Source organism: Tenggerimyces flavus, assembly GCF_016907715.1.
GTDB lineage: Bacteria > Actinomycetota > Actinomycetes > Propionibacteriales > Actinopolymorphaceae > Tenggerimyces > Tenggerimyces flavus.
In genome coordinates this window covers 6,448,575-6,464,256 of the sequence record NZ_JAFBCM010000001.1, presented here as the reverse complement: position 1 = coordinate 6,464,256, position 15,682 = coordinate 6,448,575, and the positions used below count along the sequence as shown (strand labels likewise).

12 protein-coding genes are annotated in these 15,682 nt (G+C 68.7%); 8 read left to right on the top strand and 4 right to left on the bottom strand.

The window, feature by feature from the left end; translation table 11 throughout:
• The first annotated feature begins 91 nt into the window (after positions 1-91).
• Both JOD67_RS30370 and JOD67_RS30365 read left to right on the top strand, forming a co-directional pair.
• Positions 92-1,318, top strand: coding sequence for a GNAT family N-acetyltransferase (locus JOD67_RS30370; RefSeq protein ID WP_205121126.1), 1,227 nt, complete (start codon positions 92-94; stop codon positions 1,316-1,318).
• A complete protein-coding gene (locus JOD67_RS30365) occupies positions 1,318-1,473 on the top strand; it encodes a hypothetical protein (protein WP_205121125.1) in 156 nt (51 codons plus the stop codon). Before JOD67_RS30370 ends, JOD67_RS30365 begins: the two co-directional genes overlap by 1 nt.
• Here JOD67_RS30365 and JOD67_RS30360 read toward each other — a convergent pair.
• On the bottom strand, positions 1,452-2,840 hold the full coding sequence (locus JOD67_RS30360) for an MFS transporter (protein WP_239554110.1): 1,389 nt from the start codon (positions 2,838-2,840) through the stop codon (positions 1,452-1,454). The genes JOD67_RS30365 and JOD67_RS30360 overlap by 22 nt on opposite strands.
• A gap of 246 nt (positions 2,841-3,086) precedes the next feature.
• Between JOD67_RS30360 and JOD67_RS30355 the strand changes: the two genes are divergently transcribed.
• The 4 genes from JOD67_RS30355 to JOD67_RS42165 are packed head-to-tail and all read left to right on the top strand — an operon-like array spanning position 3,087 to position 7,680.
• Positions 3,087-4,907 carry a peptide ABC transporter substrate-binding protein gene (locus JOD67_RS30355; protein WP_205121123.1) on the top strand — a complete coding sequence of 607 codons (1,821 nt, stop codon included), beginning with the start codon at positions 3,087-3,089 and terminating at the stop codon, positions 4,905-4,907.
• Between the two features lie 3 nt (positions 4,908-4,910).
• Positions 4,911-5,795, top strand: coding sequence for a Gfo/Idh/MocA family protein (locus JOD67_RS30350; RefSeq protein WP_205121122.1), 885 nt, complete (start codon positions 4,911-4,913; stop codon positions 5,793-5,795).
• Entirely contained in the window at positions 5,792-6,814 is a 1,023-nt protein-coding gene (locus JOD67_RS30345; RefSeq protein ID WP_205121121.1) for an ABC transporter permease, read from the top strand. The genes JOD67_RS30350 and JOD67_RS30345 overlap by 4 nt, the downstream gene beginning before the upstream one ends.
• On the top strand, positions 6,748-7,680 hold the full coding sequence (locus JOD67_RS42165) for an ABC transporter permease (protein WP_307782609.1): 933 nt from the start codon (positions 6,748-6,750) through the stop codon (positions 7,678-7,680). Before JOD67_RS30345 ends, JOD67_RS42165 begins: the two co-directional genes overlap by 67 nt.
• Before the next feature lie 533 nt (positions 7,681-8,213).
• On the opposite strand, the gene JOD67_RS30335 is transcribed toward JOD67_RS42165, so the two are convergent.
• A complete protein-coding gene (locus tag JOD67_RS30335; RefSeq protein WP_205121120.1) occupies positions 8,214-9,413 on the bottom strand; it encodes a DegT/DnrJ/EryC1/StrS family aminotransferase in 1,200 nt (399 codons plus the stop codon).
• Positions 9,414-9,529: 116 nt separating this feature from the next.
• Here JOD67_RS30335 and JOD67_RS30330 point away from each other — a divergent pair, with 116 nt between their 5' ends.
• The gene (locus JOD67_RS30330; RefSeq protein ID WP_205121119.1) at positions 9,530-10,582 is read left to right on the top strand and encodes a Gfo/Idh/MocA family protein; all 1,053 of its coding nucleotides are present in this window, start codon (positions 9,530-9,532) and stop codon (positions 10,580-10,582) included.
• Positions 10,579-11,598, top strand: coding sequence for a Gfo/Idh/MocA family protein (locus JOD67_RS30325; RefSeq protein ID WP_205121118.1), 1,020 nt, complete (start codon positions 10,579-10,581; stop codon positions 11,596-11,598). Before JOD67_RS30330 ends, JOD67_RS30325 begins: the two co-directional genes overlap by 4 nt.
• On the opposite strand, the gene JOD67_RS30320 is transcribed toward JOD67_RS30325, so the two are convergent.
• The gene (locus tag JOD67_RS30320; protein ID WP_205121117.1) at positions 11,595-14,675 is read right to left on the bottom strand and encodes a heparinase II/III domain-containing protein; all 3,081 of its coding nucleotides are present in this window, start codon (positions 14,673-14,675) and stop codon (positions 11,595-11,597) included. The genes JOD67_RS30325 and JOD67_RS30320 overlap by 4 nt on opposite strands.
• A 126-nt stretch (positions 14,676-14,801) precedes the next feature.
• Positions 14,802-15,296, bottom strand: coding sequence for a DinB family protein (locus tag JOD67_RS30315; RefSeq protein WP_205121116.1), 495 nt, complete (start codon positions 15,294-15,296; stop codon positions 14,802-14,804).
• Positions 15,297-15,682: the final 386 nt, after the last annotated feature.

The following is a 15,682-nucleotide window of genomic DNA, read 5'->3' as shown; positions in this document are numbered from 1 at the left end:
ATTGCCGAGCTATACTTTTCGATAGAACCTCCGAAAGAGGTTCTATTTTTGTGTGTCGACACAAATCGAAAAGAATAGCAGAGTTCTCGCTATGCCGACGCATTCAAAGATCGAAATTCGCCCCTCCGGCGACGACTGGGACCAGATCGTCCACCTCGTCGAGCTCGCGTTCGCTCAGCCGTATCCGGAACAGGAGCGCGAGCTCGACCGGTCCGCGTTCGAGCCGGACCGCAGCATCGGCGCGTACGCCGGCTCCGAGCTGGTCGGCCACGCCACCACGTACTTCCGCCCGATGGCCGTCCCGGGCGACGTCAACCTCTGGACCGAGCTGCTCACGCTGGTCGCGGTCCGCCCGACGCACCGGCGCCGCGGCGTGCTGTCGTCGCTGATGCGCGACCAGCTCACCGGGATCCACGAGGTCGGCGGCTCGCCGGTCATCGCGCTGACCGCGTCGGAGCCGGCGATCTACGGTCGCTTCGGGTACGGGCTCGCGAGCGAGCACGCCCAGGTCGAGATCAACCGCACCGACCGCGCGCTGCGGCCCGTCGCCGACGTGGAGAACGTCCGGATCGAGTACGCGTCGCTCGAGGAGAGCCTCGCGACGTGCTCGGCCATCCGCGAGGCGACCAGGGCCGAGCGCCCGGGCATGTTCCACCACGACGACGCCTGGCAGCGCAAGCTGATCGCCGACCCGCCGGAGCTGCGCGAGGGTGCGGGGGAGCTGCGCTGCGTGCTGGCCGACGTCGACGGGACCGTCGGCGGGTACGCGTACTTCCGGGCGTCGGGGCCCTGGGGCGACCGGCGGATCGAGGTCATGCGCCTGCACGCGACCGACCTTCTGTCGTACGTCGCGCTGTGGCGGTTCCTGCTCGACCAGGACCTGGTGGCGCGGACGACCTGGGGGAGAGCGGCGCTGGACGAGCCGCTGGTCTCGCTGCTGATCGACCCGCGGGCCGCAAAGAAGCGGATCTGGGACGGGCACTGGGTGCGGCTGATCGACGTGGACCGGGCGCTCGCCGCTCGGCGGTACGCGTCGCCGATCGACGTCGTGCTCGAGGTCGCCGACCCGTTCTGCCCGTGGAACGCCGGCCGGTGGCGGCTGGCGGGCGACGCGACCGGCGCGACCTGCGAACGGACCACGGCGCCGGCGGAGCTCGCGCTGGACGTCCGCGAGCTCGGCGCGGCGTACCTCGGCCGGCCCTCGCTGGCGGCGGCCGGGCTGGCCGGCCTGGTCGTGGAGCAGAAGGCCGGTGCGCTGGCCGTGGCGTCGCGGGCGTTCGTGAGCGAGCCGCTGCCGATCTGTGACACTGGCTACTGATGCCGATCGACAGACCTTCCCAGCTCGGCCTGTCCGCTGCCATGCGGGCGCGGGACGCCTCGCGCCCTCGGCCGGAACACCTGCCCGCTCCGTCGGAAGCGGAGCTGGCCGAGAAGCCGAAGGAAGTCGAGCCTCAGGCGGACGCCGACTCGTAGGACGGCTCCGCGACGGCGGGCGCCGTCGCTGTGCGGCGCGGCCGCAGCCCGAACCAGATCACCACCGCCGCGGCCACGGTGCCCACGACGTTCACGATCACGGCCAGGTGGATGCCGTCGAGCAGGTTAGCCTGGGTCGCCACGATCGCGGCGAAGATCGGCACACCGATCGTCGACCCGACCTCGTCGACCAAGGTGGTGAGGCCGGTCGCCAGGCCTTGCTGGGAGTCCGGCACGCTCGACGTCGCGGTCACCATGAACGCCACGGTGCCGGCCACGAAGCCGAAGAAGCCGACGAACAGGGCCGGGACCACCAACCAGACCCAGGCCTCGGACATGCCGAGCAGGACCATCGGCGCGGTGAACGCGGTCTGGGTCAGCAGCCCGGCCACCAGCACCTTCCGCGACCCGAAGCTGGCGATGAACCGGCCGGCGAGGACACCCCCGGCGACGGCGGCGAGCCCGGGTACGCCGAACGCCAGCCCGGTCAGGAACGGCGACAGGTGCAGGACCTTCTGCAGGTAGAGCGTCATGACGAAGATCAGCGAGATCTCCATCGCGAACAGCACCAGGCCGGCGACGATGCCCCACTTCACGCCCGGCCTGACCAGGATGTCGACCGCGGCGAGCGGTGCCTTCGCGCGCTTCTCGACGAACCAGAACACCACCAGCATCGCGACGCCGCCGAGCAGCGCGTAGACGTTCGCGTTCGTCACGCCGTACGCGATCGCCAGCAACCCGAGCGTCACGGTCACGGCGCCGGGGACGTCCAGCCGGACCCGTTCGGTGGCCCTGCTCGCGCGGATCACGAACGGGGTGACGACGAGGGCGAGGATCGCCATCGGGACGTTGATCAGGAACGCGCCACGCCAGCCGAGGATGCCGACGATCGTCCCGCCCACGAGCGCGCCGACGGTGAAGCCGGCGGCGCCGAGCGCGCCGTTGATGCCCAGCACTCGTGCCCGCAGCTTCTCGTCGCTGAAGGAGGTGACGAGCAGCGACAGCGCGTTCGGGATCGCCATCGCGCAGGCGACGCCCTGGAGCGCGCGGGCGCTCAGCAGCATCGCCGGGTTCGCGGCGAGCCCACCGAGGACCGAGGCCACCGCCAGCACCGCGATGCCTCCGAGGAACATCCGGCGCCGTCCGTACAGGTCGCCGATCCGGCCGAACAGCAGCGTGAACCCAGCGGCGGGCAGCGCGTACGCCGTCGCCACCCAGGCGAGCCCGGACACCTCGAGGCCGACGGCCTCGCCGACCTGCGGCAGCGCGACGTTCAGGATGGAGAAGTTGGCGGCGAGCATGAAGCTCGCGCCGAGCAGCACGAAGATCGTCAGCCGCTGCCTGCTGGTGAGCTTCTGGGGTGTCATCGGGGGTTCCTCTCGCCTCGTCGTTGCCCACCGACGATCGGGACCCGGCATGATTCGACACCCGCGACCAAGGAATTCGACGGCCTGAACCGGACGGCCCACGTTGCCGACTCCGGTCGCTCCGGTTACGACCGTGCAACGCGCCGGAATCGTCCATTGACACAGGCATACGGCAGTCCTACGGTCGGGACCGTAAGTCCGTAAGTATGGACGACAGTCCGTCCGCCTGGAGACGAGGTTCGCTCGATGGACCAGCCCGCAAGCTCGCGTTCGACCAGCCGTTTCACCCGATCTCAACTGCCTGGCTCCACCCGCCGCGAGTTCCTTCGCGTCAGCGGTCTCATCGGCCTCGCCGCCGGAAGCTGGTCGCTGACCGGTTGCGGCCTGTTCGGTGGCGACTCTCCAGAGGACCCCGGCAAGCCCGGTGGGCAGCGCACGCTGCGGCTGAGCTTCGTCCCGGTCGAGGTCCTCGACCCGCAGGTCATCACCAACGGCATGTGGCTGCTCACCCGCGGCGTGCTCGAGGGCCTGGTCGCGCAGAACCCGGCCGGTGACGACGTCATCCCCGCGGTCGCGGAGAAGTGGACGATCTCGCCGGACAACCTCACCTACACGTTCCAGCTTCGCGCCAACGCGATGTGGTCGAATGGCAAGCCCGTGCTCGCCACCGACTTCGAGCGCACGTACGAGCGGCTGTTCACGCCGGCCGGCACCTCCGCCGGCGGCACGACGCTCGGCGCGAACTCCTACCAGGCGTCGACCAACATCAAGGGCGCGACGGACTTCCTGTCCGGCGTCCTCACCGACTGGTCGCAGGTCGGGGTCAAGGCGAACGGCGAGCGCGAGCTCGTGCTCACCCTCGCCAACCCCAACCCGGACTTCCTGCTCGCGCTCACGCACCCGGCGCTGCTGCCGCTGAACATGGACCTGGTCGACGAGAAGCCGGAGGACTGGCAGAACCCGCCGAACTTCGTCTCCAACGGTCCGTACGCGGTCCAGAAGTGGACGAAGAACTCCAGCATCGAGCTGATCCCGAACGAGAAGTACTGGGACCGCAAGAACGTCAAGCTGGACAAGATCGAGGTTCAGCTCGTCGAGCCGACGACCAGCGGCACCGCGACCGTTCCGTACGAGAACGGCGAGACCGACATGGTCAACATCTTCGACGCCGACGTCGCGCGGTTCGAGAAGGACCCGGAGCTCAAGAAGCAGCTGCAGTCGATCCCGACGTACTCGATCGTCTACCTCGCCAAGCTGCGCAGTGAGAACCCGACGATGGACGACCCGCGGGTCCGTCGCGCGCTCTCCCTCGCGCTCGGTCGCGACACGCTCGCCAAGGTCACCCCCGGCCTCCGGCCCGGCCTCTCGCTGGTCACCGACCGCACCAAGGGCTGGGACGAGAGCATCGCGATCAAGGAGGACATCGCCCAGGCGAAGCAGCTGCTCGGCGAGGCCGGGTTCCCCGACGGCAAGGGGCTGCCGGAGATCCGTCTCCTCGCGGGTGTGCAGGCGCCGATGGTCGACGCGATCGTCGACACCTGGATCCGCAACCTGGGCATCAAGGTGAAGTCGGACATCGTCGAGAGCGGCGTCTACACGACACGCCGCTGGCAGGTCCAGAAGGGCGACTACATCGGCTTCTACTACGGCACGTTCGCCGGCCTGCCCACCTGGCCGACGATGGTCGGTGCGCTATGGTCGCCGAAGGACAACCAGATGTTCAGCCTGCCGGCCGCCAAGTGGGCGGAGTACCAGGAGCTCCAGCTCGACAAGAACCTCAAGCCCGCCGAGAAGACCGCGAAGCTGGACGCGATCCTCGCCAAGGACGCGTCGCCGGAGACCCGGCAGATGGGCGAGCTCGTCGCGCAGGCCACGAGGGAGCCCGACGAGGCCAAGCAGCTCGACTTGTTCAAGCAGGCCGCGAAGATCCGCGAGGAGCAGGCGCTGTACATCCCCGTGGTGTGGACTGCGGCATACTTCGCGGTGCGGCCGTCGATCAAGGGTCTGCAGCTGCGGCCGTACCCGGACTACTTCTACCTCAAGCCGCTCGATGTGGAGGCGGGATAGTCAGTGTCTGACGACGTACGGGTCGGGCTGGTCGGTGTCAACACCTCACACGCGGGGGCGTTCGCTCGAATCCTCAACGAGAACAAGGCAATCCCGGGCGCACGGCTGAGTTGGGTCTGGGGCGGCGAGCTCCGCCCGGACCAGCCGGACGCCTCGACGCTTGCCGAGAAGTACGGGATCGACGCCGTCGCCGGCGAGCCGACCGAGCTGCTGGGTCAGACCGACCTGGTGCTGGTCGTCGACGACACCGGCGGCGGCGCGACCCACGCACCGATGGCGCGGCCGTTCGTCGATGCCGGGATCGCGACGTTCGTCGACAAGCCGATGACGCTCGAGCTCGGCGAGGCGCATGCCCTTTTCGCCTTGGCGGCAACGAAGAACGCGCCGCTGTTCAGCGCGTCGGCGTTGCGGTTCTCGGCCGAGCTCGAGGCGGATCGGGAGAAGTTCGCGGCGCTGGGCGACCTGTCGTCGGTGGTGAGCGTCGGGCCGGGGGAGTGGTTCTACTACGGCGTGCACGCGGTCGAGCAGCTGTTCACGGTCGCCGGAGGCGACGTCGAGTGGGTGCAGCGGTTCAGCTTCCCCGATCGCGACGTGGCCGTGCTGTCGTACGCGAACGGCGGTCCGACCGCGACCGTGCAGACGTTGCGTGACGCGGCGTACGCGTTCCACGTGACCGCGTACGGCAAGGAGGGCTTCCACGCCGCGCAGGTGAAGGACTCGACCGCCTACTACACCAACCTCGTCCGCGCGGCGGTGGAGATGGCACGTACGCGCGTCGCTCCCATCGCGGCGGAGGAGACCCTCAACCTGCTCGCCGTCCTGCAGGCCGGCGTGCTGTCCGCGGAACGCGGTGGCGAACGCGTCACCGTCGCCGAGCTGGTGCGATGAATCTCGCGGTCTACCTGGCCAAGCGGCTCGTCCGCCTGGTGATCTCGATCGCCGCGGTGTCGATCATCGCGTTCACGCTGCTGCAGCTGGCGCCGGGCAACTTCGCCGACATCCAGCGCGTGGCGAGCGGCGCGACGAACATCGGCAGCACCGGCACCGAGCAGATGGTCGGGGAGCTGACGACCCGGTACGGGCCCGATGTTCCGGCGTGGAAGCAGTACCTGCTGTTCATGAAGGGCGCGGTCACCTGGGACATGGGGCCGTCGTACAAGTACGCGACGATGGACGTGCAGGACATCATCGAGACGGCGTTCCCGGTGTCGGCGACGCTCGCTTTGATCGCGGTGATCCTGGCGTTGCTGATAGCGGTGCCGATCGGCGTCTTCGCGGCACTGAGGCAAAACTCGATCGGTGACCAGGGCACGATGTTCCTTGTCACGTTGGGACATGCGCTGCCGAGCTACCTGACGGCGGCGTTCCTCGTGCTGCTCTTCACCGCGACCTTGCACTGGATGCCGTCGAGTGGCTGGGATCGGCCGATCCACCTGGTGATGCCGGTGCTGGCGTTGGCGCTCGGTCCGGCGGCGGTGCTGGCGAGGTACGTACGGTCCTCGATGCTCGAGACGCTGCGCGAGGACTACGTGATGGCGGCGCTCGCGAAGGGCGGGCGCCGCAGCACGGTGATCGTGCGGCACGCGCTGCGCAACTCGTTGATCCCGTTGGTGACGGTCGTCGGACCCTTGTTGGCGGCGCTGATGACCGGCACCGTCTTTGTCGAGACACTGTTCCGGATCCCCGGTCTCGGGCTCTACTTCGCCTCGGCTGCGGCGAGTCGTGACATGCCACTGTTGATGGGAACGGTCTTGTTCTACGGGCTGATCCTGATGGTGACGAACCTGCTGGTCGACCTCGTCTACGGCGTTCTCGACCCGCGCGTACGAACGGTTGGGGGGTGGGGAAGATCGCGACCGCGACGGATATCGACGCCAGCGGCGGCGGCCCAGGCCCCGTCGGTGTAACGGCCGATCGTCGGGCCATTGGGCCGTGGGCCCGGGCCTGGCAACGGTTCCGCGGCAACAAGCTCGCGCTCGGCAGCCTGATCTTCTGTGGCTTGCTGATCGTGTTGGCGTTGCTCGCGCCGGTGCTGGCGCCGCAGCACTACGCGGAGACCGACTTCGCCAACCTGCTCGCGCCTCCGGGGCAGGGCGGGCACCTGTTCGGCACCGACCAGCTCGGCCGGGACATCCTGTCCCGGTTGCTGTTCGGGCTGCGGACGGCGTTGACGGTCGCGTTCGGCGCCGAGCTGACCGCGCTGGTGTTCGCGTTGGTGATCGGCCTCGTCGCCGGGTACGTAGGCGGCCGGGTCGAGACCGTGCTGATGGCCTTCACCGACGTGATGTACGCGTTCCCCGCGTACCTGTTCGCGGTGATCATGGTGACGGTGCTCGGCCGCTCGGTCTTCGCCCTGATCATCGCGATCGGCATCGCCTCCTGGGTGACGCAGGCCCGGCTGGTGCGGGCGCAAGTGCTGACATTGAAGGAACGCGAGTACGTCGAAGCGGCGCGCTCGATGGGAGCCGGCGGCGTGACGATCGCGGTGCGCTACATCCTGCCGAACGCTATCGGGCCGATCCTCGTGACAACCTCGTTCGCGATCCCGGCGGCGATCGCGGCCGAGGCCGGCCTCGCCCTCCTGGGCCTCGGCGTCCAACCCCCGACGCCGTCCTGGGGCGCGATGATCACCGACGGAACGCGCAACCTGCTGTCGGCCCCACACATGCTGGTCTTCCCAGCATTCCTCTTCGCCCTCACCCTGCTGGCTTTCACCTGGCTCGGCGACGGAGTCCGAGACGCCTTCGACGCCGCCGGCGAGGAACGCGGCTAGCCCAAACCCGTTGTATGAAGGGTCCCTTCATTCGAACCTATTGAATGAAGGTGCCCTTCATTCAAAACAACCGGCAACGGACGGCCCCGGCTTCATCCGAGCAACAAGAGACCGGGGGCCAACAAGCGACCTCAGCACGGCAACAAACCCCAGCAAGAAGGAACCTCCCCCGGGACACCTGTTCCGGGGGCAGGGGCGGCGCGTGAAAAACAGGTGGCCGGACCGGGGCGAGTCAAGGGCCGCTCCGCGGTCGCGAAGCGACGTCGCCCCTCTGCGAAGCCGCCGCGGCGCCCTTGACGCGCCCCGGACCGGCCACCAAAATCGACCGCCGCCACAGTCCCCGAAGAGCACCAAACAGCCGGAGAGCTCTCAAAGGAACACCGCATCAAGACAGCACCAGCCCCAGAAGAGCTTCGCGGTGATCATGTCTGTGATCATGAAGCCAAACCCGTCGTATCCGACCAGTCCAGCTTCACGATCACGTACATGATCACGCCCGAGCGGGCACCTGCGGATGCCCTCCATTCAAGAGGTCAGATACCGCGCGCCACCTTCTCAATAGCCGCAGCGGCGTCGCGGATGTCGTCCTCCGAACCGAGCAGCACATTCTGCGGCAGCCAGATCGTGTCCTCCGACAACCGCTCGCTCACCGGTACCTCAGCCACCGGAACGGGCTGCCCGAGCCGCTTGCAGAGCGCCTCGACCTCCTCGAGCAGGGCCGGGTTGCGGTGCAGGCCGTCGTACCCGGGGCTGCACGGCACGCCCTCGGCCTGGAGCGCGGAGGTGAACTCCTTCTTCCGCTCGACCCCGCCGATCGAAGGCAGCCGCAGCAGGAACAGGTGCCAGCCGTGCGCCGTCACCGACGGGTCCTCGCTCGGCAGCGCGACGCCCTCGACGGACCCGAGCAGCGACCGCAGCAGCGTGCCGTTCGCGGCCCGTACTGCCTGCAACGAGGGGTGCTGGCGCAGCTGCTCGCGCAGGATCGCCGCCTGGAACTCGGTGAGCCGCAGGTTGTAGCCGAGGTGGTCGTGCTGGTACCAGCCGCCGCCGGGTACGCGCCCGACGTTCGCCGCGGCGTACAGGCGCCCCGCGATGTCCGGCGAGTTCGTCACACACGCGCCACCCTCGCCGGCGGACATGTTCTTGCTGGTCTGGAAGCTGAACGTCCCGACGTCGCCGATCGCCCCGACGCGGCGGCCCTTCCACTCCGCGCCCGCGGCCTGCGCGGCGTCTTCGATGATGGCGAGCCCGCGACGCTGACCGAGCTCCACGAACGCGTCCATGTCACAAGGCCGCCCCGCGATGTGCACGGGCATGATCGCCTTCGTGCGCTCAGTGATCGCCGCCTCCGCAGCGGCCGGCGACAGCAGGTGGCTGTGCTCCTCGATGTCGGCGAAGACGGGGATCGCTCCGACGAACGTCACCGCGGCAGCGCTCGCGATGAACGTGTACGGCGGCACGATCACCTCGTCACCGACACCCACCCCCACCGCGCGCAGAGCGGCCGCCAACGCGAGCGTGCCGTTGCACACGCAGATGCCGTGCGCGGCCTGCTGGTACTCGGCGAACTCGGCCTCGAAGGTCGCGACGACCTCCCCGTGCGTGCTGCCCCACTTGCCCGATGCCAGGACCTGACCGACGGCTTCCGCCGTGGCGTTGTCCGAAGTCGGCCAGGTCGGGTATGGCCGGGTACGGACGGGCTCGCCACCTCGGACGGCGAGTGTCGACGACATGCGCTTTTCCCCCTTGGAGAGTTGTCCATTAGTGCCCGCCCCGAGCAGTGTCGAGGCACGTTCTTGCGCTAGCGTCCCATACGGGTGCGCACCAGATCGAGCTTAAGGAGTGGGGCGTGGGCGAAGGGCAACAGGGCGATCCGGTCCGCCGGGTCGGAGTGATCGGACTCGGCTTCATCGGCCGGGTCCACCTGGCAGGGTTAAGGAACATCGGTGTCGAGGTGCACGCGTACGACGTGCTGCCCGACCTGCGGACCCGAGCGGTCGAGGAGTACGGCGCCACCGAGCACACCTCGCTCGAGTCGATCCTCGGCGCGGTGGACGTCGTCGACATCTGCACGCCGACCGACACGCACGCGGAGATCGCGTTCGCCGCGGCCGCGGTGGGCAAGCCGGTGATCAGCGAGAAGCCGCTCGCGCGGACGAACGACCAGGCCGAGCAGATCGTCCGCACATTCCGCGAGGCCGGCCTGCCGCTGCATGTCGCGCAGGTCGTGCGGTTCTTCCCGGAGTACGCCGCCGCGCAGCGCACGATCGCCGCGGGGAAGATCGGACGTACGTCGGTGGTCCGCCTGACCCGCGAGGGCGGGGTGCCGAAGTGGAGCACCTGGCTCACCAACGCCACCCGCTCCGGTGGGCTCATCCTCGACGTGATGATCCACGACATCGACTACGCGCGCTGGATCGCCGGCGACGTCGTTCGCGTCTGGGCCAAGCAGTTCCGGCCCACCGGCGACGACCAGGTGCTGTCGCACGCGTACGCGATCCTCACCCACGTCGACGGCGCGATCAGCCACATCACCGCCTCCTGGGCGCGTGAGGGCGCGGGCTTCCGGACCAGCTTCGAGATCGCTGGCTCAGAGGGCCTGCTGTCGTACGCGACCGACGAGCACGTGCCGGTACGGTTCGCGCCGCCGGAGCTCGCCGTCTCCGGGAGCGGCCTGCCGCCGATCACGCTGGACGAGGACCCGTACACCACGGAGCTCAGGGAGTTCCTGCCCGCGATCGCCGGCGGCCCGACGCCGCGCGTGACGGCCGAGGACGGCGCGGCCGCGGTGGCGATCTCGCTCGCCGCGATCGAGTCGTCGGAGACCGGGCGGGCCGTCGAGCTGCCCGTTCCGGACCAGCCCTACCTCGGCAGCGCGCCGGCCTTGGAGACCGCATCATGAGCAAGCTGAAGCTGGGGATCCTGTCGTTCGCTCACCTGCACGGCGCGGGCTATCTGTCCTTGCTGGCTGGGCGATCCGACGTCGAGGTCCGGGTGTCGGACGTCGACCCGTCGCGCGGGCAGAAGATCGCGTCGACGTTCGGCGTGGAGTTCGTGCCGACGTACGACGAACTGCTCGCCTGGGAGCCGGCGGGCGCGATCGTGTGCTCGGAGAACTCCGTGCACCGTTCGCTCACCGAGAAGGCCGCCGCCGCGGGCGCGCACGTGCTGTGCGAGAAGCCGTTGGCGACGTCCCTGGCCGACGGCCAGGCGATGATCAAGGCCTGCGAGGCGGCCGGCGTCAACCTGATGACGGCGTTCCCGATGCGGTTCTCCGCGCCGGTGTGCGGTGTCGAGTCCGTCGTCCGGGACGGGCGGCTGGGCAAGATCTACGGCGTCGCCGGCACCAACCCGGGCCAGATGCCGGGCAAGGCGCACCCGTGGTTCGTCGACCCCGAGCTCGCCGGCGGCGGTTCGATGATGGACCACACCGTGCACGTCGCCGATCTGCTGCGCTGGATCCTCGGCAGCGAGGCAACCTCGGTCTACGCGCAGACGAACAAGCTGATGTACCCGGACCTGCCGGTCGAGACCGCGGGCACGCTGGCGGTGACGTTCGAGAACGGCACGGTCGCGACGATCGACTGCAGCTGGAGCCGGCCGGAGTCGTACCCGACCTGGGGTGGCGTGACGCTGGAGCTCGTGGGCGAGAACGGGATCGCGTCGATGGACGCGTTCCGGCAGACGTACGCCTCGTTCTCCGACGGTCCCGGCCGCCAGGGGCCGCACGAGGTGCGCTGGAACGGTTGGGGCTCGAACGCCGACGCGGGCATGCTCGACGAGTTCATCTCGTCGATCCGCGAAGGCCGCGCGCCGGCTCCGAGTGGCTGGGACGGCTACCGGGCGACCGAGATCGCGATGGGCGGCTACAAGTCCGTCGAGTCCGGCCAGCCGATCGCGTTGCCGCTCGCCGTCTAGGCCTGCCACTCGAGCGTGAGGGGGATCCGGACGGCGGCGCCCTTGGCGACGTCGTAGACGAAGCCCTGGCCGGTGTCGTCCGGATCCGCGAAGCGCCTGATCGTCGTCTGGTCGCCGAGGTCGAGCGCGAGTTTGCGGTTGCTGAGCTTGCGTACCCGCTTGATCCGGTAGACCGCGTTGCGCTCGCCGTCGTTCGCGACGTACACGTACGCCCCGGCGAGCGCCTCGAAGTCGTCGACCGGGTTGGGTACGCGCACTGTCAACGTGTTCTTGCCGGTGAGCTCTCTGGTGAACCCGACGAGCACACCCTCGATCGCCCTGTCTGCCTTGCGGATCCCTGCCTGCGCGGCGTCGTGCCCGAACGCGTACGTCTGCTCGCCGCCCTCGAAGCTCATGACTCCGAAGGCGCCCTCGAACCGGTGCTGCCCGTCCACGGTCAGCACGAGGTCCGTTCTCAGTGAGCTGACGATGTAGTCCACCCGGCCGTTTGTCAACGTAACCTTGACAGCCACCGCTTCGTTCGGATCGAGGCCGCTCGCCTCGACGTCGACCAGCCGGGCATCTCGTACGAATCGCGAGTCGACGTACGGCTCGATCACCGACACGAACTGGCTGGCCAGGTTGCCGTCCTCGCCGTGCCGGTGCGCGACCACGTACCGCAGCCGCTTCGGGTTGCCCGGCTTGTTGCGCGGTGGCGTGCCGTCGCAGACCGCGACCTCGTCGACGTCGGTCAGCATCGTGTAGCGCAGCCGCAGGTCGGGATCGGGGTCGAGGACGCGCCAGGTGTCCTTGATCTTCCACTCCAGCGCGAAACCCCGGCGCGGACGTTCGGCGCGGAAGACGTTCGTGAGCCAGTCGAAGCCGTTCGCGTCCGGCCTCGCCTTCGCGGTGTCGGCGGGGCGGGGGACGTTGCGGCCGGCGTACGTGCCGCGCGACTGGTGGCTGAACCCGATGCCGTCGGCCGTGAGGTCACCGGCTGCGGCGTGGAAGCTCAGGTGGTGGTCGGAGCCGCCGACGACGCGGAAGATGTCGACCACGTAGGAGTTCTGCTCGTCAACGTCGACCATCGCGCTGACGCGGCGATAGACCGAGGTCTGCTGGTAGACGTTCGGTGCCGACGTGTCGACGACGCGAACCCGTTCGCCACTGGCGAAGCCGTGCGGCTCACCGACCCAGTGCGGTTGCTGCTTGCTCGCGTCGACCACGACGGTGTTGTGGGCAACGGTGTTCTCGTTCCACTCGCGGGTGCGGATGCTCTTGTCGGCGTATTCGGGGTAGCCGAGGTCGGGCATGAGATCGACGCCGAACGCGTACAGGCCGAGGTTGAGCGCGTCGTAGTCGCCGTGCCCGGTGGTGCGGCCGTAGTACGTCCAGAGGCCACGCAGGTTCTCCTTGTCGCCGGTGCGGAGGGCGGCGAACCCGTACCCGGTGAGGTTGTCGCTCTCGAGCTTGAAATCGCCGTACTGGTTGACGATCTGCTGGATGCGCTCCTGCGTCTTGGCCGGATCGGGGCTGAAGATGTCGCCGTACAGCAGGTCGATCCGGCCTCGCGCGATGTGGTTGGCGAGCTGGGCGTACTCCTTGTTTCCGTACCGTTCGAAGGAGCGGACGTACGCGTTCAGGCTGCCGATGATCGCGGGCTCGCCGGTCGTGCCGGTGTCGCCGATCGAGGGGGTGTAGCGGTTGAGCATGATCAGCGGCAGGCAGCCGGCGAGCAGCTTGCGCACCTTCGGGTGCCGGTAGAGGTCGGCGGTGGGGTAGCGGTCGTACCCGGCGAGCACGTCGGCGATGCCGCGGATGTACTCGGTCCACAGGTAGTTGTAGCCGGGCGCGCCCTCGTCGCCCATGCCGTCGCGGTCCACGCGGTCGATCAGCGCGGCCCGTACGCCACCGCCGGTGATCTTCCAGGCGGGCGTCTGGATGAGGCCGCCGTTGTCGAGGACGAAGTCGATCCAGCGCTTGGACTCGCCCGGTGCGTCGAGCACGACGGCGGCGAGCGCGAGGGCGCGTTGGTGCATGCCGAAGTTGCCGGCGATCTGGGCGTCCTGGACGGCGGGAAAGACCTGTCTCAGCAGGTTGTTCTCGAGGTTGGCGCGGATCGCGGCTGGCGTGTTCTTCGTTGTTGCCTTGTTCTTGAGGAAGTCGACGACGTTGCCGCGGTCCTTGTTGGAGATGGCGGGGAAGAACGCGTCGTACGCGAGGATGAGGTCGGCGACGAGCTGCGGCTCCCAGATCGCGCCGACGGTCTTGCCCTTCTTCATGTTGCCGTCTGAGTTGAGGAAGCCCTGGTCGGCGGGGTACTCGGAGATGTCCATGTCCGGGTAGAGGTCCGCGACTCGGTCGAGAAGGATGAGCCCGGCGCGGGCGTACTTGACGTCGCCGGTGTAGAGGTAGCAGTCGCGGAACGCGTTCAGGGCTTGGACGATCTGGCCGGTGTGCCAGACGTGCCAGTGGTTGTAGTAGGCGACAAACGTCCAGCGGTTGCCGTTCCGGTCGACCCACCCGGTGCCGTCGTCGACGCCCCAGGACCTGCCGCGGGCGGGGTAGAGGCGGTTGACGAGGTAGGCGGGGTTGGCGCGCTCGGGTTGGAAGCAGCCTTGCTTGTCCAGGCCGCTGGCGTAGTAGGAGGCGAAGTCGTTGGTGGGGAACGTGTAGCCGCTGGACGGGTCGACGAGCTTCCACGGGTTCTTGATCGGGTCGGCGCGCCAGGGGTAGTTGCCGAACTTGTTGATCGCGGTGCCGGTGATCGGGGAGCCGAGTGCCTGGTTCACAGCGTAGCTCCTCGGGACGCATTGGCTGGTGGGGAGGCGCCAGAGCCATTCGTCGCCTTGGTCGAGGAACGGTTGTGCTCTCTCTTGCGCCTTCTCGAGGAGTTGGGCGGCCCACTCGAACTGGGCGATGTTGCGCCTGGCCGCCTTGACCTTGTCGTGGGTGTAGAAGGTCGGCCTGGTCTTGCTCGTCTTGCTGGTTACGGGCGGCCCCGCCTGCGCCTGGTGTTGGCCTGCCGCCGCTGATCCGGCCAGGAGCGCGCCGGCGCCCCAGAGGACCTCACGTCGTCCCGGTGCCCATGCCCCCATGGTCAGCCTCCTTGCCGGCCGGACTCTCCCGGAGACTCCTCCTCTCGGGCAAAGAGTTCAAGACTGGACTTTTCGGGCATTCGGGGTCATGATTCGCCCTCACATCAGCCCCACCGACCTCACCCGTCACAGCTGCTGGCGAACGTCCTGCAGGTGGTGGCACGCCTCGTGGGCGGCACGGTGGGCGAGCTGTTCCACCGTCCGCGGCTGCCCACCGGACCCGACGCCCTCCCGCTGCCAGGTTGCCGCGGGCAGATTTTCCAGCAACTCCACGAACGTCGCGCACCTCCAGCCCACGCTCGCGAGCACCTCATCAAGCCGTCGCTCGCGATATTGCTGACCCTCTGTGTAGGCGTCCCAGTCGAACGGCTCGAGCTTCGGCTGGTCCTCGGTCAGCACGCGGTGGATCCGTTGTTCGTACCAGCCGATCGCATCCCCGGTGTGCGCCACGTACTCGAGCGGCGACCACACCTCCGGCGCTGGCCGTGCCCTGAGCCGTTCGTCTCGGTCACCTCGCTCGCCGATCACCTTTGACAGCGCGGCCGGGAGCTCGCGGATCGTCGCGATCGCCTCGGCGGGGCGGCCGTCCCAGTGGTATCCACATTCCTCGCAACGACTCACCCGCCGCACGCTATCCGCCCCGCGCTCTCGGGGAGTGGGAGCTCCATCTCGACCTCACTCCACCACGAGCAGCTGCCGCCCGCTGCCGTCGCCCGCCATCCGCAGGGACACCCACCAGCGCCCGCTGACCCCCACCTGACGACATCACTCCACCAGGACCAGTGCGCGTCGGCTGCACGTCCCCACCACCTGCCGACATCCCTCCCCGTCGCTCAGCTGCCGCCGCTTCCCGACGAGCTGTCTTGGCGCGATCGAGCTGTCCGGCTCGCGGGTTCGTCGGCGGCTCTCCGGGGAGTGGTGCTCCGCCTCGTCATTCTCGTCCGCCAGTGTCCGGTCGCGGCGGAGCGAGTAAAGGGCGCCGCGGCGGCTTCGCAGATGGGCGGCGT

Excerpts from the sequence above, each read along its gene's own strand:
- JOD67_RS30370 (WP_205121126.1), top strand. The coding sequence starts at position 92 with ATGCCGACGCATTCAAAGATCGAAATTCGCCCCTCCGGCGACGACTGG.
- JOD67_RS30365 (WP_205121125.1), top strand. The coding sequence starts at position 1,318 with ATGCCGATCGACAGACCTTCCCAGCTCGGCCTGTCCGCTGCCATGCGG.
- JOD67_RS30360 (WP_239554110.1), bottom strand. The coding sequence starts at position 2,840 with ATGACACCCCAGAAGCTCACCAGCAGGCAGCGGCTGACGATCTTCGTG.
- JOD67_RS30355 (WP_205121123.1), top strand. The coding sequence starts at position 3,087 with ATGGACCAGCCCGCAAGCTCGCGTTCGACCAGCCGTTTCACCCGATCT.
- JOD67_RS30345 (WP_205121121.1), top strand. The coding sequence starts at position 5,792 with ATGAATCTCGCGGTCTACCTGGCCAAGCGGCTCGTCCGCCTGGTGATC.
- JOD67_RS30335 (WP_205121120.1), bottom strand. The coding sequence starts at position 9,413 with ATGTCGTCGACACTCGCCGTCCGAGGTGGCGAGCCCGTCCGTACCCGG.
- JOD67_RS30325 (WP_205121118.1), top strand. The coding sequence starts at position 10,579 with ATGAGCAAGCTGAAGCTGGGGATCCTGTCGTTCGCTCACCTGCACGGC.
- JOD67_RS30320 (WP_205121117.1), bottom strand. The coding sequence starts at position 14,675 with ATGGGGGCATGGGCACCGGGACGACGTGAGGTCCTCTGGGGCGCCGGC.